Below are 18,097 nucleotides of genomic sequence, written 5' to 3'. Positions count from 1 at the left end.
GTCCGCGCCCGGCCTATGAGGCAGGGAGGGCGGTACGGCCCACGGAGACGGCTATGGCCCTGAAGACGACGTTCGTGGTCCAGACCTTCGTGATCAAGCGCAAGCGCCTCGTGCCCGGTGACCGCGAGGTGGCACCTACGGAGAGCGGCGCCCTGAAGAAGGCGGAGGCCATGTCTGGCCGCCTGCCCGGCACCGCTGCCCTGAAGGTGGTCGCCGACGACGAGACCGGCGAACTCGAAAGCGCGACGATCCTCGGCCAGTTCGGCGAGGTGCCCGACGATTTCGCCGAAAGTCTTACTGGGGGCTGAGAAGCTCACCGGCGGCCGATGCTGGCGCGCGCGTGAAAACCGCGCAGGCCGGCGCTGCCGGCAACGCATTCCCGACTCATGCGTAGGTTTGGAGATTTTCCAACCCCTGCAGTGACCGGGAGAACGCGCCCATGAAACATAAACCCCTGCGCGAGCAGGTGATCGTGATCACGGGGGCATCGAGCGGCATCGGCCTCGCCACGGCCCGCATGGCCTCGGCGCGGGGCGCCCGCGTCGTCCTCGCCGCACGGAGCGCGGACGTCCTCGCACGCCTTCGCGAGGAGTTCGGCGGCGCCGGCCGTGCCGCCTCCGTCGTGGCGGATGTGGGACACCGCGAGGATGTCCAGGCCATCGCCGACACCGCCATCGCGACCTTCGGCGGTTTCGACACCTGGGTGAACGTCGCCGGCCTCACCGTCTATGGGCCGCTCTCTGAGATCGCCCAGGAGGACCACGAGCGGCTCATCCGGACCAACCTCTGGGGCACGGTGAACGGGTCCCTGATCGCGGTCGAGCACCTGCGCCGGCGCGGGGGAGCGCTCATCAATGTCGGCAGCATCGCCTCCGACCTCGCCTTCCCGTTCCAGGGCCTCTACGCGACCTCGAAACACGCGGTGAAGGGCTTCACCGACACGCTGCGCATGGAGTTGATCGCCGAGGACGCACCGGTCTCCGTCACGCTGATCAAGCCGGCCTCCATCGACACGCCACTCCCCGACCGGGCCCGCAACTACATGGACCGGCGGCCGGCTTTGCCTCCGCCCATCTATCCGCCGGAGGAGGTCGCCAACGCGATCCTTCACGCGGCGGAGCATGGTCAGCGCGACATCATCGTCGGCGGCGGCGGCAAGCTGTTCGTCATGGGCAAGGAATTCGCCCCCGGCGCCTATGACCGGCTGGCTTCGTCCATCATCGCGCTCCAGAAGCGCTCGGAGCCGGCGGAGCAATCCGAGGGGGCCTTGCACGCACCGCGCGGCGCGGGCGAGGTGAGGGGCGCGCCGCCCTATCCCGTCATGCGGACGAGCACCTATACCCGGGCGACCCTGCATCCCCTCGTGGCCATGGGCACCGTGGCGGGCCTCGCCGCCACCGCCGCCGTGATCCTCGGCCGCAAGTCTTTGCCCGGAAGACGATACTGAGGTGGCGTTGAGGATCGATGCCGAACCAAGCCGCGATGCAGCTCTCCTCGAAGCGTCTCCCCCTCCGGTGACGCGATGGGGGGCTGTGCCGCCACGCCGCTTCCTCGACATCCCGGACGGGCCGAGGATCGCCTATGTGGAAGCGGGGTCGGGGCCGGACCTCATCCTCGTCCACGGCGCGGTGATGACCCTGGACGACATGTGGCTCGGGCCCATGGAAGCGTTGTCGCGGCACTTCCGCGTGGTCGCCATCGATCGGCCCGGCCATGGCGAGAGCGAGCATGTCCGCCAGAGCGACGCGTCGCTCTGGCGCCAGGCCGATATCCTGCGGGAGGTCTCGCGCGCTCTGCAGCTGACCCGACCCATCCTTGTCGGCCATTCCTTCGGCGGCGCGGTCTGCCTCGCCTTCGGCATGGCTCATCCCGACGACGTTGGCGGTGTCGTCGCCATTTCGCCGATCTGCTTTCCCGAATTGCGCCTCGAACAGATCCTGTTCGGGCCCCGCGCCAGCCCGGTGGGCGGGGAGGCGCTGTCGCGGATGCTGTCGGGCAGCGACGCGATGCTGATGCCGCTGCTGTGGCGAGCCATGTTCCTGCCGCAGGGGATGCCGGAGCGTTTCGCCGCCGAATTCCCCTTCCGGCTCGCCGGCCAGCACCGCCGCCTCGTCGCCGATGGCGAGAACGCCAATCTGCTGTGGGGGGATCTGTCCCGCAGCGCGATCAGTTACGCGACCTGCCGCGTGCCCGTCGCCATCCTGTGCGGCAGCGCCGACATCGTCACGAACCCGCTGGTCCATGGGCGTCAGGCCGCGCGCCTGATTCCGGGCGCGACCTTTCGCTGGCTGCATGGGCTCGGCCACATGCTGCACCATTTCGAGGTCGACGCGGTGATGGACGCGGCGCTGGACATCGAGCGCAGGCGGAGAGACGCGACGTGACCGGTGCCGCTGGGGAGCGTTACTCGCTCATCGATGCCCCGTCGCAACCGCCGCCTGGTCGAGGGCGTCGAGGTACGGCGCGGCGGCTTTCTCCGCCGCCGCCTCGATGGCACGGTAATCGCGGACCAGAGCCGTTCCGAAGGCCGTGAGCCGTGCCCCGCCGCCGCTCCTGCCGCCGATCTGTGCTTCGACCACCGGTCGGCCGAAACCGGTGTTCAAGGCTTCGATCAGCGTCCAGGCGCGCCTGTAGGACATCCCGATGGCCCGTCCCGCCGCGGAGATCGAGCCGTGCTCGGCGACCATTTCGAGCAGGCGGACCTTGCCGGGGCCGAGGCGGTTCCCGGGGCCGAGATCGATCCGGATGCTCAATGTCGCCATCTATCTGCCCCTCGCCGGCCCACGCCCTGGAACCGTTCCGGTGAGGATCGACGATAGGCCAGGCGGTCGGGCGATCAATCCTTGAGCAACCGATATATCCGAATGTATATAGCGCTTGGCCGGGACTTCCGTCGATGACGGGGTCGGGCGAGGATGGGGCGGGGTGGCACAGGGCCGCCTCGGCCAGCAGATCGCGGAGATACGAGCATGTTCACCTGCACCGGCTACGCATCCACCAGCGCGGAAGCGCCGCTCTCGCCCTTCACCTTCCAGCGTCGCGACCCCGGCGCCTCCGATATCGAGATCGAGATCCTGTATTGCGGCGTCTGCCACTCGGACCTGCACACCGCCCGCAACGAATGGGGCGGCACGCTCTACCCCTGCGTTCCCGGCCACGAGATCGTCGGCAGGGTGACGCGGGTCGGCGCGGATGTCTCGGCGTTCAAGGCGGGCGACCTCGCCGGCGTCGGCTGCATGGTCGCCTCCTGTCGCGAGTGCGACAGCTGCAGAGAGGGCCTGGAGCAGTATTGCGTGCCCGGCTTCACCGGCACCTATAACGGTCCCGAGCCGCAGACCGGCGGGCACACGTTCGGTGGCTATTCGAGCCATATCGTGGTCGACAGCCACTTCGTCCTGCGCATCCCCGAAAACCTGGATCTCGCCGCCGTCGCCCCGCTCCTCTGCGCAGGCATCACCACCTATTCGCCCCTGCGCCACTGGGGCGTGAAGGCCGGGCAGAAGGTCGGCGTGGTGGGGCTCGGCGGCCTCGGCCATATGGGCGTCAAGCTCGCCCATGCCATGGGCGCGCATGTGGTCCTGTTCACCACCTCGCCCGGTAAGGAGGCCGATGCGAGGCGGCTCGGCGCCTCCGAGGTGGTGATCTCGAAGGATCCCGGCGCCATGGCGGCGCAAGGCGAGACCTTCGACTTCATCCTCGACACCGTGGCGGCCGACCACGACATCAACGCCTATCTCGGCCTGCTCAAGCGCGAGGGCACCCTCGTGCAGGTGGGCGCACCGGAGAAGCCCCTCGCCGTCAACGCCTTCAGCGTGATCTGGCGGCGCCGCAACTTCTCCGGTTCGCTCATCGGCGGCATCGCCGAGACGCAGGAGATGCTGGATTTCTGCGCCGAGCACGGGATTACCTCGGATATCGAGATCATTCCCATCGACCAGATCGAGACGGCCTATGGCCGCATGCTCAAGAGCGACGTGAAATACCGCTTCGTCATCGACATGGCGTCGCTGCCGAAAGCCGCCTGACGACCCGTCCCTGCCTGTTTTCGGGAAGCTCCCCTCCATGCGCCACGCCTTCCGTGCCCTCGTGCTCGCCGGCCTCGTCGTTCTGGCGCCTGCCGCCAGGGCGGCCGAGACGGCCACGGTCTTCGCCGCCGCGAGCCTGAAGAACGCCCTCGACAATGCCGGCAAGGCCTTCACCGCCAGGAGCGGCGTCGCGATGAAGGTGAGCTACGCCGCGTCCTCGGCCCTGGCGCGGCAGATCGAATCCGGTGCCCCGGCCGATCTGTTCGCCTCGGCGGATCTCGAATGGATGGACTACCTCGCAAAGAAGAACCTCATCCGTCCCGAGACCCGCGTGAACCTGCTCGGCAACCGCATCGTCGTCATCGCGCCGAAGGACGCCGCGACCGCCGACCTGCCGTTCACCGCCGAGGGCTTTTCCGCCGCACTCGGACCCGAGGGGCGTCTCGCCACCGGCGAGGTCAATTCGGTGCCCATCGGCAAATACGCGAAAGCCGCTTTCGAGAAGCTCGGCCTATGGGGAGGCCTGCAGCCGCGCCTTGCCCAGGCCGACAACGTGCGAGCCGCATTGCTCCTGGTCTCGCGCGGTGAGGCGCCGCTGGGCGTGGTCTACGAGAGCGACGCCAGATCCGATCCGGGCGTGAAGATCGTGGGCGTGTTTCCGCCGGACAGCCATCCCCCGGTCGTGTACCCCTTCGCCGTCACCGCCGAAGCCAAAGGGGAGGGGGCGGCGAAATTCCTCGCCTTCCTGAAGAGCGCCGAGGCGAGGCCGTTCTTCGAGGCGCAGGGCTTCACGCTCCTCGGCCCCAACGCAGCAAAACCATAGGAAACGTCATGAAGATCAGCGCGCGCAACACCCTCAAGGGCAAGATCGTCGCCGTCGAGAAGGGCGCGACCACCGCCCATGTGAAGATCGAGATTGCCGACGGCACGGTCGTCACCGCCTCGATCACCAATGAATCGGTGGATGCGCTCGGCCTCGCCGTGGGCGGCGAAGCCTATGCCGTCGTCAAATCCTCCGACGTGATGATCGCCGTCGACTGAGCGATCCCATCCGCCTCATCCTGGCCGGCACCTTCGTTCCGCAGGAAGAGGCGGTCCCCCGCATGGGAGGTGAGAGGGGAGGTGACGCCGTGGCCCTGAACTTCACCCGGATGGGACCTGCCACCTGGGTCGCACGGATCGACCATATCACCCTCTACCTCGGCGACGAGAACGGCGAGGTGAGCCACGTCCAGGCTGGCCTGGCGACCAAGGTCGCCGCCTCGCTCCCGGCCGTGCGGGACGCGGCCTCGGCCTATCTCGACCTGTTCGTGAACAAGACGAAAGCCTGCGGCCTCGCAGACGAGCCGTGGTGGCTGGACGAGATCGAGTTCCGCGACCCCGCCGGGGAGGGCGGTGCCGCCTACGCACTCCATTTCACCATGAACGGTGACGATGGCGGGCTGTGGACGGTCGAGATGCGGGCCTTCGAGGACGAGCACCGCCCTTTCCGGTTCGAGCGGCGGCAGGGGTGAGGGGCGAGCCGGATTGGCAGTAGGGAGTCCATCGACGGTCCGCGCCGTCTTGGCCTTACCCGCGCATCGGCGGTGGTAGGCGGGCTCATGCCGGGTTTGAACGGTCTCTTCTTCCTCTCACCCTCGCCGCCGAAGACTTTGTGTCGATCCACCTCGAAAATCGAAATTCCATTTCGTTGACAGGGACGGCCCGTGCCTCATGATACGGATGTCATCTTGAGCAGTCGCCGAGCGGCATAGTCGAAAGCCGGAATAGAATTCATCTTCGACGGAACTGTAGTTCCGATCATTCCGGTCGATGCCGGGATCACGCCGCTACTGCGAAGCGGTGACCGATATCCCTTGGCCAATGCCCCCGCCCCGTTCCCTTTCCCGGAGCCACCCCATGTCGAACCAGAACACGACGCCCACGTCGCCCCGGCCCGCCTCGCTTCACCCCGAGACGATTGCCCTGCATGCGGGCTGGCGCGCCGATCCGACCACGGGCTCGGTGGCGGTGCCGATCCACCAGACCACCTCGTTCCAGTTCCGCGACACGGCCCATGCCGAGAACCTGTTCGCCTTGAAGGAACTCGGCCACCTCTACACCCGCGTGACGAATCCCACCGTCGACGTGCTGGAGCAGCGCCTCGCCGCCCTCGAAGGCGGGGCGGCGGCGCTGGCCCTGGCGTCGGGCCAGGCGGCTTCCGCCCTGTCGGTGCAGAACCTCGCGCGGGTGGGCGACAACATCGTCGCCTCCACCGACCTCTATGGCGGCACCTGGAACCTCTTCGCCAACACGCTGGCCGAGCAGGGAATCGAGGTTCGCTTCGTCGATCCGGCCGACCCGGAGAATTTCCGCCGGGCCACCGACGACCGCACCCGCGCCTATTACGGCGAGACGCTGGCCAACCCGAAACTCGCGGTCTTCCCCATCGCGGAAGTGGCCGAGATCGGCCGGGGCTTCGGCATCCCGCTCATCGTCGACAACACTGCCGCGCCGCTCCTGGCGCGCCCGTTCGACCATGGCGCGGCGATCGTGGTCTATTCGACCACCAAGTATCTCGGCGGCCACGGCATCGCCATCGGCGGCGCCATCATCGATGGCGGGCGATTCGACTGGACGGCCAACCCCCAGCGCCAGCCGGCCCTCAACACCCCCGATCCGAGCTATCACGGCGCGGTCTGGACGGAGGCGGCCAAGCCCCTCGGGCCCATCGCCTATATCCTGCGCGCCCGGGTCCGGCTGCTACGCGACCTCGGCCCGTCCGTCTCGCCGCTCAATGCCTTCCTCACCCTGCAGGGGCTGGAGACCGTGGCCCTGCGGATCGAGCGCCACAGCCGCAACGCGCAGGCGGTGGTCGATTACCTCGCCGCCCGGCCCGAGATCGAGCGGGTCATCCACCCCTCGCACGCCACCGGCAAAGCGCGCGAGCGGGCGGAACGATACCTCAAGGGCGGCTATGGCGGCCTCGTCGGGTTCGAACTCGCGGCCGGGCGCGAGGCCGGCCGGCACTTCATCGAGGCCCTGTCGCTGTTCTATCACGTGGCCAATATCGGCGATGCCCGCAGCCTCGCGATCCATCCGGCCAGCACCACGCATTCGCAATTGTCCCCCGCCGACCAGCGCGCCACCGGCGTGTCCGACGGCTATGTCCGCCTTTCCATCGGCCTCGAACATATCGACGACATCCTGGCCGATCTCGACCAGGCCCTGGCCTCGGTCGGGTCCTTCGCGAAAGCCGCCTGACCATGGCGGCTTCCCCGCTGGCTTCGTGGGCGGCACCGGAATCCTCTGCTTCCGCCGCCTCGATCCCCCGTCTCGACCTGCGCCGGCTGGATGCCGGACCGGCCGAGCGGGAGGCCTTCCTGGCCGAGCTGCGTGATGCCGCCCGCGATGTCGGCTTCTTTCACCTCGTCGGCCACGGCATTCCGGCGGCGGAGATCGCCGAGGTCCAGGCCCTGGCCCGGCGCTTCTTCGCCCTGCCCCTCCCGGAGAAACAGGCCGTTGCGATGGTGCGCTCGCCGCATTTTCGCGGCTACACGGCGGCCGGCCGCGAGATCACGCGCGGCGCACCGGATTGGCGCGAGCAATTCGATGTCGGCGCCGAGCGCGAAGCCCTGCCGCAAACCGCAGCCTCGCCCCCCTGGAGCCGTCTGCAGGGCCCCAACCAATGGCCCGTCGGCCTGCCCGAACTCCGCGTCGGCCTGCTGCGCTGGCAGGAGGCGGTGACGCAGCTCGGCATCCGCCTGCTGCGCGCCTTCGCCCTCGCCTTGGGTCAGCCGGAGGACGTGTTCGCCCCGATCTACCAGGGCGCGCCGAACCAGCACATCAAGATCATCCGCTATCCCGGCCGCGAGGCCACGCAGGGAGAGCAGGGCGTCGGCGCCCACAAGGACAGCGGCTTCCTCACCCTGCTGGTCCAGGACAAGCAGAGCGGCCTCGAAGTCGAGGGGCCGAACGGCTGGATCGCGGCCGAGCCGGTGGAGGGGAGCTTCGTCGTCAATATCGGCGAACTCCTCGAACTCGCCTCCAACGGCTACCTGCGGGCCACGATCCACCGGGTCGTCACCCCGCCGGCGGGGCGCGACCGCCTCTCGGTCGCGTTCTTCCTCGGCGCCCGCCACGACGCCACCGTTCCCTTGCTCGATTTGCCGCCCGACCTCGCCGCAGAGGCGCGCGGCCTGGCGAGCGACCCCGACAACCCGCTCTTCCACGAGGTCGGCCGCAACTACCTCAAGGGCCGCCTGCGCTCCCATCCCGACGTGGCGGCGCGGTTCTACGGCGACCTCGCCGTGACGGGGGGCGCATGATTGGCGGCCCCCGGCGTGTGATCTCCGGCCTGCTGAGCGCGCTCCTCCGCGGTCCGCCCTGGCACGGCGACAGTCCGCGCGGCATCCCTGACGCCGCTCATCTCGGCGGTGTCGCCGCCATGTTCAGCCACGCCACCTTCCTCACCGAGGTTTCCCCTCCATGGCAGCCGACATCGCCGTCTCCGACCCGGAGCCACAGGCCTATCGAGACATCCGCGCGGCCAACGACCGCTACGCGGAGAGCTTCGACAAAGGCGACCTCGCCCTTCCGCCGGCCCGCCGCTTCGCCATCCTGACCTGCATGGATGCACGCCTCGATCCGGCGAAATATGCCGGCCTCGGGGAAGGCGACGCCCACGTCATCCGCAATGCCGGCGGGCGGGCCAGCGACGACGCCATCCGCTCCCTGGTGATCTCGCACAAGCTCCTCGGCACCGAGGCGTTCTTCGTGATCCACCACACCGATTGCGGGATGGAGCTGTTCACTGATGCCGTCATCGGCGACCTCCTCGCCGACAGTCTCGACACCGCGAGCTTCGACGGCACGGTCTGGTCGAACCCGCATCATGGCGGCGGCTCGCCGGCTGGCTACGCCATCGACTGGCTGACCATCCCCGAGCGGAGCCATGCCGTCACCTCGGACGTCCGGCGCATCCGCGCGCATCCCCTCGTGCCGAGCCGCATCCCGATCTTCGGTTTCGTCTACGATGTCGCCACGGGGCGCCTGAACGAGATCGCCGCAGCCAGCCAAGCCGGCCGGCCCACGCCGCCGCTCCATCTCGGGTAGGGGAAACTCCATGAAACGTGCCTTGTGGCCGATCCGCTCCCGCTCCCGCCGGATGCTGAAACGCAGGCTGCGGAGGGCGAGGGCGTTCCACCCGGCCCTGCTTCGCGAGCGAACCAGGCTCCCGGCCGAGGTGTCGGCTGACGAAACAGCTTCGGATTAGATGCGTCCCGCTCAGAGCCCTTTGATCAAATGTCTCAGCGGATGCTCATGCCAAAGTCGATCGTCTGCCAAAGTCGATCATCCAAGCAGACCTCCTCATCCTGAGGTGGGTACCTCAGGATGAGCTAACGCCTTGGACAACAACTCAAACAAGCTCTCAGCCGGGCGGGCCCGCCGCGGGGATCGCCGCGATGCCGGCCGAGGCGGCCCAGGCCGTGAGGTCCGATTTGCGGATCGCCGCCGCCATCAGGTCGGGGAACAGGTCTGGCGTGCAGGCGAAGGCGGGCACGCCCAACGCGGCGAGCCGGCCCGCCAGCGCCCGGTCGTATGACGGCGCGCCCTCGTCGGACAGGGCCAGCAATGCCACCACCTGCACGCCCGAGGCCACCATCCGCTGCGCGCGCGCCAGGAGCCCGGCCTCGACGCCGCCCTCGTAGAGGTCGGAAATCAGAACCAAGATCGTGTCCTCGGGGCGGGTGATGCGGGATTCGCAATAGCCCATCGCCCGGTTGATGTCGGTGCCGCCGCCGAGCTGGACCGAGAACAGCACCTCCACCGGGTCTTCCAACTCGTCGGAGAGGTCCACCACATCGGTGTCGAACACCACCAGCCGGGTGGTCACCGCCGGGAGCGAGGCCATCACCGCGCCGAAGATGCTCGAATACACCACCGAACTCGCCATCGAGCCGGATTGGTCGATGCACAGGATCACGTCCTTGAGGCTGGCGCGCTGGCGCCGGCCATGGCCGAACCGGGTCTCGGGGATGATGGTGCGATACTCGGCTTGGTAATGGCGCAGGTTGGCCCGAATGGTCCGGTTCCAGTCGATCTCCGTGTGGCGCGGGCGCCGGTTCACGCTGGCGCGATCGATGGCCCCGGTCACCGCCTGGCGCAGGGGCTCTTCGAGCTTGCGCATCAGGGCCTCCACCACCTTGCGCACCACGCGGCGGGCGGTGTCCTTGGTCTTGCCGCCGAGCAGCCCGCGCATGGAGATCAGGGTCGAGACGAGGGCGACGTCGGGGACCACCGCCTCCAGCATCTCGGGCTCGGTGAGCATGCGCTTGAGGTCGAGGCGCTCGAAGGCGTCGCGCTGCATCACCTGCACCACGGAGGCCGGGAAATAATCGCGGATATCGCCGAGCCAGCGCGGCACGGAGGGGGACGAGGCACCGAGCCCGCCCTTCCGGTCGGAATCGTAAAGGGCGCCGAGCGCCCGGTCGATGCCGACATCGCGGCCCGACAGGCCGCAGCCGGTGCCGTCCGCCGCGCCCCCGCCGAGGACGAGGCGCCAGCGGCGCAGGCGCTCGGTGTCGCTCATGGCGTGTCCTCCGTCGTCTCGTCCCCACTCGGCGCCAGGAGAAGGCGCAGGATCGGCAGCACCCTGGCGGCGCGTTCGGCATCGAGGATGCGGCCCGATTCCTCTCCCTCGGAAACACCCGTCCCATGGCGGTTCAAAGCCTCGCCGATGGCGCGTCGCTCGCCCTGCGAAATCGTCGCGAAGGTGCGTCGCAGGAGGGGCAGCAATTCGGCAAAGAGCGTCCCGTCGAGGCCGGCGAGCCATTCGTCGAGGACCGCGAGCAGGGTGCCGCCGTGAATCAGGACCGTGCCGCTCTCCTCCAGGAACCCCTCGATCCAGGCGGCGGCCGCCACCGTGCCGGAGGCGCGGGACAAAGCGAGGCGAAGCCGGTCGCCGGCCTGCTCCGCATCGAGGGCCCGGTCGTCGAACAGCAGTCGCACGGCGCGTCCGACGACGCGGCCATGCACATGGCTCTGGTCGGCCAGGCCATGAAGCGCCTCCTGCCAGACCGCCTTCAGGTCGGGCTCCTCCAACAGCGAGATCGCGGCGTGGACGCCGACGATCCGCGCCTTGGCGGCGCTCGCTGCATCGTCGTCGAGGCTCTGGCAGGCCGCCGTCAGTCCTGCGGCGGCGCGGGGCACGAGCCCGCGCACCACGCCCAGCACCGGCTCCGTGTCCGAAGAGCGTACCGAGCCGTAGCGCGCCAGTTCGGCCAGGGGCGGCAGCGCCTCCATGAGGTCGAACACGTCCGCCGAGACGGCGGCGCGGTCGTTGAGGGCGCGGATCACGTCGTCCGCAGCTCCGGCGAGATCGGCGTCGAGGAGCGTGCCGATGAGGCCCGACAGTTCCGCGACGCGGGTCGCCTCGCGCGCCCGCCTGCGCACCCGGCTGCCGGCGGCCTCGGCCACCGTGCCGCCATCGGCGGAGGCGGCGACCAGATCCACCACCCATTCGGGCTGCCAGGACAGGAACCACGCCTCCTTGAAGGTGCCGCGCCCGCGTGCCTGCTGACGCTGGCCCCAGGGGATGCCGATGAGATGGAGCCGGTTGAGGAAATGACTGCGGGCGAGGTCGTTCTCCTTGCGCAGGTCGAGGACGAGTTCGCCCGCGACCGCCTCCGGCTTGAGGCGCAGGCTTTTGCAGACCGCGGCGAAATCTGCCTCCACCGGCGTGCCGGGACTGTCCGGCGGGGTCGCGCCCAGGCGCTCGCCGATGACGAGCTTGCGCCGGATCAGGGCCATCGGCGCCGGATCGGCGAAGCACAGGGTCGCCTGCGCTGCCTCGTGCAGGTCGTCGAGGGAGGGGCGTGCCCGGCCCCGGAACCCGGCCAGCGCCTCGGCGAGGCGGACTGCCTCGATCACGGAGGCCGGAGAGGCATCGAGGTCTTCCGCGCGGAGCAGGGCCGCCGCGCGAGCGAGCCACCGCGCTGCGACACGGCCCTCGTGGTTCCACAACGTGTCGTACCATTCGGGCGAGAGCACCCCAGCCCGGTAGCCGCTGGCTGTGGCGAGGCGCTCATAGGACCACGGCGCCCAGGCCGCGGCGACCTTGGTCCGAGGCAGTCCCTTCAGGGTCGCCGCGTCGAGGCCGACCTGTCCCTTGGCATCGTGGCGCGCCAGCGCCGGGGCGTGCCAGGCGCCACAGATCACGGCGATGCGGGTAAAATCCTCTCGTGCCGCCTTGCGGAGGCAGGTGCGCATATGCGCTTCGCGCACCTCCTCGCGAAACGCGTCCCCGTCGACGTCCTGGCCGGAAGCAGTCTCGGCGCCCTCGCGCAGGGCCGTCATGGCCTCTTGGATCGCCGCGAACACGTTGCCATCCTCGCCCCCGCGGCTCTCGACGAAGGCATCCCACCAGCGCTCGCCATCGGGGAAACCCGCGACCTCGGCCAGTTCGCCGAGGGGATCGCGCCGAACGGCGACGGAGGGCGCCTCGCTCGCCTTGGCGGGCTCAGGCGTATCGAGCTCGGCCGGGGCCGTCTCGCTTTCGGGCGCCTCCCCCCTCGTTTCGAACCCGTCGGCGAGCTGGATCGCGTGCGGCAGGTCGATGAAACGCAGGGTCGCCCCATGGTCGAGGCCATGCCGCATGGCCACCCATTCGGGCGAGAAGGCCGCGAAGGGGAAGAAGGCGCAGGTCTGCGGCCGGTCCGCCCGGTAGACGAGCAGCGCCACCGGCGGTGTCATCGCCGGATCGGCGACGAGCGGGATCAGGGCGTCTGCATCCGGCGGCCCTTCGATGAGCAGGCAATCGGGCCGGAACGCATCGAGGGCCGCGCGCAGCGAGCGGGCCGAGCCCGGCCCGTGGTGGCGGATGCCGAAGATCCGAACCTCAGGCATCGCGGCCGGGGGTGGTGGGGCTTGGGCTCATGGCACGCTCGTTACTCTTGGGTGGGGTGTCGCGGTGGATGGCGCGCGGGGCTTTCCCTCCCCCCTCTGCGGGGGAGGGTGGCCCTCGCGTCAGCGAGGGTCGGGAGAGGGGAGCGCCGTATCCGGAGAGGTCGCCCCCTCTCCCGCCTGCTCCGCAGGCACCCTCCCCCGCAGAGGGGGGAGGGTGAGAACGCCCTCACGCGCTCTCGCGGGCGGCGCGGTAGAAGTCCTTCCACTCCGACCGTTCCTTCACGACGGTCTCGAGATATTCGCGCCAGACGATGGCGTCCTGCACCGGATCCTTGATCACCGCGCCACTGATGCCGGAGACGAGGTCGTGGGCCGAGAGGTGGCCGTTGCCGAAATGCGCGGCCAGCGCCAGCCCGCTGCCGACGACGCTGATCGCCTCGGCCGTAGAGAGCGTGCCGGATGGCTGCTTGACCTTGCTCTTGCCGTCCGCGGTCACGCCTTCCCGCAACTCGCGGAAGATGGTGACGACGCGGCGGATCTGGTCGGCGCCGGGCGGCTCGGCGGGGATTTCGAAGGCGCGCCCGAGGGCGGCCACGCGGGTTTCGACGATGGCAATCTCGGCCTCGATCGTGGCCGGCGAGGGCAGCACCACGGTGTTGAAGCGCCGCTTCAACGCGCTCGACAATTCGTTGACGCCGCGATCCCGGTTGTTGGCGGTGGCGATGAGGTTGAAGCCCCGCGCGGCGGCGATCTCCTCGTTGAGTTCCGGGATCGGCAGGGTCTTCTCGGAGAGGATCGTGATGAAACTGTCCTGCGTCTCGGAGGGGATGCGAGTCAGTTCCTCCACGCGGGCGATTTTGCCCTCCTCCATGGCGCGCACGATCGGGCTCGCGACCACCGCCTCGCGGCTCGGCCCCTTGGCGAGGAGCAGTGCGTAGTTCCAGCCGTAGCGGATCGATTCCTCGCTGGTGCCGGCGGTGCCCTGCACGACGAGGCGGGAGGTGCCGCAGATCGCGGCGGCCAGATGCTCGCTGACCCAGCTCTTGGCGGTGCCCGGCGTACCGAGAAGAAGGAGCGCCCGGTCGGTGGCCAGCGTCGCCACCGCTACTTCCATCAAGCGCCGGTCGCCGATGTATTTCGGCGTGACCTCGAAACCGGAGCCGAGCCTTCCGCCCATGAGGTAGGTGACGACCGCCTGCGGCGAGAGCAGCCAGTTCGGCGGGCGCGGCCTGTCATCGGCGCCGCGCAGCGCCTCCAACTCCTCGGCGAAGACATCCTCGGCGGCCCGGCGCAGCTGCGTCGTCTTGGTTCCGTTGATCTGGCTCATGCCTCAGGCGAACTCCCGTCTGATGGTGGCGCGCAAAGCGAGGGTTTCGGCGAAGTCCTCGATCTGCCGGCGCAGGTTGTCCTCGGCCTCGTCCGGCAGCCGGGCGAGGATGGCGGCAGCCGATGCCGCGTGGTCCTCGTCGGGCCAGGCCCGTTCGGCGAGGCGGGTGAGCAGGTAAGCGGAGGCGAGGTCCTTGCGGTCGGATTGCGAGGTCCGCGTCACCGAGGCGAGCCAATCGAGGAGGGCCGCCGTGAAGGCCTCCGACAGGGATGAGGGCGCCTGTCGCAGCAGGGTCAGAATCGTATCGATCTCCCCCTTGCCGAGGAGCTGCGCCATCGTCGCCTCCCATTCCGCATCGGGGAGCGACCGCACGGCGCGGGCCCAGGCCTCACGGAGCGCATCGCCCGGCTCGATGCCGGAGAGGCGCCCGGCCGACGCCTCGGCCAGCACCGACACCATCGTCCGTACCCAGTCGAGGTCGCGCTCGCGGCGCGCGGCGGTGAGAAAACCATCGACGATCTGGATCGCCCATTCGCTGCGCAGGGCCAGTTCGATCCAGAACTTCGGCGGATGATCGGCGAAGGCGTGGAGGGGAGCGGCGGCGATGACGCTCTCGAGCAGACCGGCCCTCGCGCCGCCGCGCCTCCGCTCGTAGGCGTTCGGCTCGATCCCGTCCCGCGCGAGCGTCGGCGATTCCTCCGGCAGCGTCACCACCAGAGTGTGTTTCGTCCCGCCGAGGAGCTTTCGGCTGCTTTCGACCACGAGCGCGGTTCGCGCCCTCGCCGTCATGCGGGAGGCGAAGAGCGAGTGGGTGAGGCGCGGTAGCAGGACTCTCGCTGCCGCGCGCACGCCGCCCGCGCGATCGTCCAGGCAGGTTTCGAGAAAGGGCGCATCCGCCTCCGACAGGCCGATCTCCAGGATGTAGACGAGGCGCTCACGCATATCCGCCTTCTCGGCGCGGAACCCAGCCTCCAGATCGGCGCGGGCTCCTTCGGGATCGCGCAAGCGGAAGGCGGCGAAGGCGGCGTGGCGCTCGGCCGGGCTCGCTTCAGCGCCATCCGGGGCCGAAATCGCCGCCTCGGCGCCTCGGGCGGAACAGGCCGCCTCCAGCCAGGCGAGCTCCTCGCCCGCGACCGCGTCGATGGTCTCGTCCCACTCGCGCCGGTAGGGCGCGAGGGCGGGGAGCAGCCAGGGCGGAGCGCGCATGCCCCGCTCCGCCGCGATCTCGCACCACTCCTTCACGCGGCCCCGCGCCTCCGTGCCCGCGGCGAGGAGCAGCCCGAGCCGCGCCGCGGCGTCAGCCGGGCAGGGACGGCCCTTCGCCTCGTGAGGGCGCGTCGGCGTGAAGGCTTCTGGCGGAAAGCCGCTGCCGGCGAGATGGTGGATGCCCGCGACCGCGACCCGCGCCAGCAGGGTCATGCCCGGCTCTGCGCGCGGCAGCGCACCGGCGACCGTCTCGAGATCGACAGGGGAGGGGGAGCGGTCGGCCCCCAGCAGAGCGGAGACGAGGGCCGACTCCCAATCGTCGGGGGCGGAGACGTCGAGGCCCATCAGGCCGCCCTCACCAGGATCGGCCGGGGATCCTGGGCCGGAACCGCGTAGAGATGCCCGCCGGCCACCATGGCGAGGGGCGTGAGCGCGAACCCGTCGTAGAGACCGAAAAGATCGACATGGCCCCCCGCCGCCACCGCCATCAGAGGGGGGACATGTGCGGAATCGGCAAGGGTCAAACAGCCGGTGGCGTCACCCGCGCCCATGGCGCCATCCGCGAGATGTCCGAGGCGTAGGCCGGACAGCCGAAGCGGCCAACGGTCGATCCACGGCGCCCGCGCCAGGGCCCCGGCGAACCCGTCGAGGGCGTCGGCGACGCTTGTCGCGCCGGGCAGAGCGTCGGCCGGTGCCGGACTGGCGCGCCCCTCGCGAAACGCGGCCCTGAGCGGCGGATCGCCGGGATGGAAGGCGAGCGCGCCCGAGAAATCCTGTCCTGCCGCCGGGACCGGCGGCAGCGGCGAGCCGGAGGTGCCGTAATCGACGACCTGGGCCATGGCGCCACTCGTCCGTCCGGCGAGCCAGACGGTGCGGGCGGTGAGCTTGTCCTCGTCCTCCACCGCATGCGCGAGGACGGCCCACTCGTCGACGAGACCCGGACCTGCCGCCATCTCCTCGGCGGTCACGGGATAGCCGATGGCCGCGCGGACGCCCGCTGCCTGTTCGGGCGTGAGCCGTTCCAGACGCCGGGCGGCCCGGGCCAGCAGGGACAGGCGGCCGAGGGCGAGGGCAAGGGCCGCCTCCGGACGCGCGGCAGAGCCGGGCGCGGCCGCGATGAGGCCCGGCATGGCCCGCACCCTGCGGGCGAGGCCCGGGGCCTGTCCATCGACGAGGCGTCCTGCCATGCGGTCCCAGAAGGCATAGGGCTCACGCCGCACCGTCGCGAGACCACGGCGCATCAGGTCGCCGAGCCAGAGATCGAGTTCGCCGAGGACCGCCGAGACCTTGTCCTCGCGGGCCTGACGGCGTTTGGCCTGCGCCTTCTCGTCGACGGTGGCGGAGGCTTGCTGGGACCGCGTTTCGGCGGAGACGGCGCGGCTCTCGCGCCCCCGGATCCAGGCGGCGACCCAATCCGGCGGTTCTGCCTCGGAGATCGGCGCGGCGGCATCTACCAGCATCAGGCCGATTGCGTGCTTGCAGGGAAATTTCCGGCTCGGGCAGGTGCATTTCGAGGCTGGACCGGAGAGATCGGTCACCGTGCGATAAGGGTTCGCTCCGCTTCCCTTGATCTCGCCCCAGACGACGGCGCCTGCCCGCCCGAGCCCGCTCCACTTGGCCGCCTTCGCCTGATCCTGCCCGGCCTTGCGGCTCGACGCATCGGGAGCGAGGTCGAGGATTTGCGCGGAAGTGAGGCTCATATGGCGATGGGACGGCGATTCCGAAGCTGGATGATTCGAGGGAGCCTAGCCGCCCCGAGCCGCAACGCAAGCATAAATCTGTATTTCAAGTTTATAATAAGAATAAAACAAATCTTCATCTGTGAGAAAGAGGCAGCAGAAATGCCGATATATGAGAAAATCGGCGCAGAGGTGTATTTGTCCCCCCTGATGGCAGTGCTCTGGTGTCCGTTCGTCAACGATCAGCAAGCCCGCCGCCGTCGCTCGACCTCGAAAGGTGCTCTCGATATCTTAGCTACAGTTTCGTTCGATGGTCGTCTGCGAAGTAAAAACGATGGTTCGGTATTCTCAAAAAAATCTCCCGACGGGTCATTCTGGTCTGAGCGCAACCCGTCCGTGACCGGAAGTTCTGTGGGCAGTCTCAACGCTGTGACTTTCTGATCGACGCAGGCGCTGACTTCTGCCGGGAGGTATTCTCGCACTCAGGGGCCTATCTCCGTCGCGCTCGTTCCCTCGGGCGGTAAACCCCGTTCACCGCGACATATGAACCTATCTTCGATCCCGGCGTTCACATTTCTTGTGTTATCGAAGGAGTGGCGATGCTCATTGAAGACTATCGCGAGCCAGCCCGACCCCGGCCGCGCACCAGGGATCTCAACAGCGCGCTGACCGAGACCACCCGGCGGCGTCTCGGCGAGGAGTTGCAGGCCCTCTACGAGCCCGTGATCGACGAGCCTCTCGACCCTCGCCTTGCCGAGCTCATGAAACAGCTGGAGGCGGACAGGGACCGTTAGATCCTGTCTGGCTAAATCCGGTCCAGGGATCGGGGGTGATCCTGTCGGTGCCGCCAGGCGATCTCCCGACGGCGGATGTCCTTTCTCCCCATGCGGGCTCCGGCCTAACCCGCGCGTTGCCGCGACCCTCGGTTCAACGCTGTTCGGTCCCTCAACGCGGGAGAGGCCCCGATCTCGTGG

Annotated in this window: 17 protein-coding genes; 11 read left to right on the top strand and 6 right to left on the bottom strand. The window is 69.2% G+C overall.

From position 1 onward, the window contains the following. Nucleotides 1-53 precede the first annotated feature (53 nt). The 3 genes from ACYQML_RS02655 to ACYQML_RS02645 all read left to right on the top strand — a co-directional run bounded on the left by ACYQML_RS02655 (nucleotide 54) and on the right by ACYQML_RS02645 (nucleotide 2,384). The gene (locus tag ACYQML_RS02655; protein ID WP_018041714.1) at nucleotides 54-308 is read left to right on the top strand and encodes a hypothetical protein; all 255 of its coding nucleotides are present in this window, start codon (nucleotides 54-56) and stop codon (nucleotides 306-308) included. 131 nt (nucleotides 309-439) lie between these two features. After that, nucleotides 440-1,447, top strand: coding sequence for an SDR family oxidoreductase (locus ACYQML_RS02650; protein ID WP_461234614.1), 1,008 nt, complete (start codon nucleotides 440-442; stop codon nucleotides 1,445-1,447). Between the two features lies 1 nt (nucleotide 1,448). Next, nucleotides 1,449-2,384: an alpha/beta fold hydrolase gene (locus ACYQML_RS02645; RefSeq protein WP_461234613.1), complete on the top strand. Its 936-nt coding sequence runs from the start codon at nucleotides 1,449-1,451 to the stop codon at nucleotides 2,382-2,384. 27 nt (nucleotides 2,385-2,411) lie between these two features. On the opposite strand, the gene ACYQML_RS02640 is transcribed toward ACYQML_RS02645, so the two are convergent. Further along, nucleotides 2,412-2,762: a winged helix-turn-helix domain-containing protein gene (locus ACYQML_RS02640; protein WP_461234612.1), complete on the bottom strand. Its 351-nt coding sequence runs from the start codon at nucleotides 2,760-2,762 to the stop codon at nucleotides 2,412-2,414. 207 nt (nucleotides 2,763-2,969) lie between these two features. Here ACYQML_RS02640 and ACYQML_RS02635 point away from each other — a divergent pair, with 207 nt between their 5' ends. From ACYQML_RS02635 to ACYQML_RS02605, 7 genes are all read left to right on the top strand, one after another. Further along, nucleotides 2,970-4,025 (top strand): NAD(P)-dependent alcohol dehydrogenase, encoded by a 1,056-nt coding sequence (locus ACYQML_RS02635; RefSeq protein ID WP_461222118.1) that lies wholly within the window; start codon nucleotides 2,970-2,972, stop codon nucleotides 4,023-4,025. A gap of 37 nt (nucleotides 4,026-4,062) precedes the next feature. After that, nucleotides 4,063-4,848, top strand: coding sequence for a molybdate ABC transporter substrate-binding protein (gene modA / locus ACYQML_RS02630; RefSeq protein ID WP_461234611.1), 786 nt, complete (start codon nucleotides 4,063-4,065; stop codon nucleotides 4,846-4,848). An 8-nt stretch (nucleotides 4,849-4,856) separates the two neighbouring features. Continuing rightward, a complete protein-coding gene (locus tag ACYQML_RS02625; RefSeq protein WP_056422220.1) occupies nucleotides 4,857-5,066 on the top strand; it encodes a TOBE domain-containing protein in 210 nt (69 codons plus the stop codon). 89 nt (nucleotides 5,067-5,155) lie between these two features. Continuing rightward, nucleotides 5,156-5,539 carry a hypothetical protein gene (locus ACYQML_RS02620; RefSeq protein ID WP_311275821.1) on the top strand — a complete coding sequence of 128 codons (384 nt, stop codon included), beginning with the start codon at nucleotides 5,156-5,158 and terminating at the stop codon, nucleotides 5,537-5,539. Nucleotides 5,540-5,924: 385 nt separating this feature from the next. Next, a complete protein-coding gene (locus ACYQML_RS02615; RefSeq protein ID WP_461234610.1) occupies nucleotides 5,925-7,268 on the top strand; it encodes an O-acetylhomoserine aminocarboxypropyltransferase/cysteine synthase family protein in 1,344 nt (447 codons plus the stop codon). Nucleotides 7,269-7,270: 2 nt separating this feature from the next. Further along, nucleotides 7,271-8,332 carry an isopenicillin N synthase family dioxygenase gene (locus ACYQML_RS02610; protein WP_461234609.1) on the top strand — a complete coding sequence of 354 codons (1,062 nt, stop codon included), beginning with the start codon at nucleotides 7,271-7,273 and terminating at the stop codon, nucleotides 8,330-8,332. A gap of 160 nt (nucleotides 8,333-8,492) precedes the next feature. Further along, nucleotides 8,493-9,119 (top strand): beta-class carbonic anhydrase, encoded by a 627-nt coding sequence (locus ACYQML_RS02605; protein WP_461234608.1) that lies wholly within the window; start codon nucleotides 8,493-8,495, stop codon nucleotides 9,117-9,119. 316 nt (nucleotides 9,120-9,435) lie between these two features. Here the strand turns inward: ACYQML_RS02605 and ACYQML_RS02600 are convergent, their stop codons facing one another. The 5 genes from ACYQML_RS02600 to ACYQML_RS02580 all read right to left on the bottom strand — a co-directional run bounded on the left by ACYQML_RS02600 (nucleotide 9,436) and on the right by ACYQML_RS02580 (nucleotide 17,144). Continuing rightward, complete coding sequence (locus tag ACYQML_RS02600; protein ID WP_461234607.1) at nucleotides 9,436-10,596, bottom strand: VWA domain-containing protein; 1,161 nt, start codon at nucleotides 10,594-10,596, stop codon at nucleotides 9,436-9,438. Then, nucleotides 10,593-12,911: a DUF5682 family protein gene (locus ACYQML_RS02595; RefSeq protein ID WP_461234606.1), complete on the bottom strand. Its 2,319-nt coding sequence runs from the start codon at nucleotides 12,909-12,911 to the stop codon at nucleotides 10,593-10,595. The genes ACYQML_RS02600 and ACYQML_RS02595 overlap by 4 nt, the downstream gene beginning before the upstream one ends. Before the next feature lie 226 nt (nucleotides 12,912-13,137). Continuing rightward, nucleotides 13,138-14,238 (bottom strand): ATP-binding protein, encoded by a 1,101-nt coding sequence (locus ACYQML_RS02590; RefSeq protein ID WP_461234605.1) that lies wholly within the window; start codon nucleotides 14,236-14,238, stop codon nucleotides 13,138-13,140. A gap of 3 nt (nucleotides 14,239-14,241) precedes the next feature. Continuing rightward, a complete protein-coding gene (locus ACYQML_RS02585) occupies nucleotides 14,242-15,789 on the bottom strand; it encodes a DUF5691 domain-containing protein (protein WP_461234604.1) in 1,548 nt (515 codons plus the stop codon). Beyond that, the gene (locus tag ACYQML_RS02580; protein ID WP_461234603.1) at nucleotides 15,789-17,144 is read right to left on the bottom strand and encodes an SWIM zinc finger family protein; all 1,356 of its coding nucleotides are present in this window, start codon (nucleotides 17,142-17,144) and stop codon (nucleotides 15,789-15,791) included. Before ACYQML_RS02580 ends, ACYQML_RS02585 begins: the two co-directional genes overlap by 1 nt. A 578-nt stretch (nucleotides 17,145-17,722) precedes the next feature. Between ACYQML_RS02580 and ACYQML_RS02575 the strand changes: the two genes are divergently transcribed. Beyond that, complete coding sequence (locus tag ACYQML_RS02575; protein WP_056422192.1) at nucleotides 17,723-17,917, top strand: hypothetical protein; 195 nt, start codon at nucleotides 17,723-17,725, stop codon at nucleotides 17,915-17,917. Nucleotides 17,918-18,097: the final 180 nt, after the last annotated feature.

The organism is Methylobacterium sp. CM6244 (genome assembly GCF_054817885.1).
The sequence above is the reverse complement of the archived record's forward strand: the minus strand, read 5'-3'. Positions and strand labels throughout refer to the sequence as shown.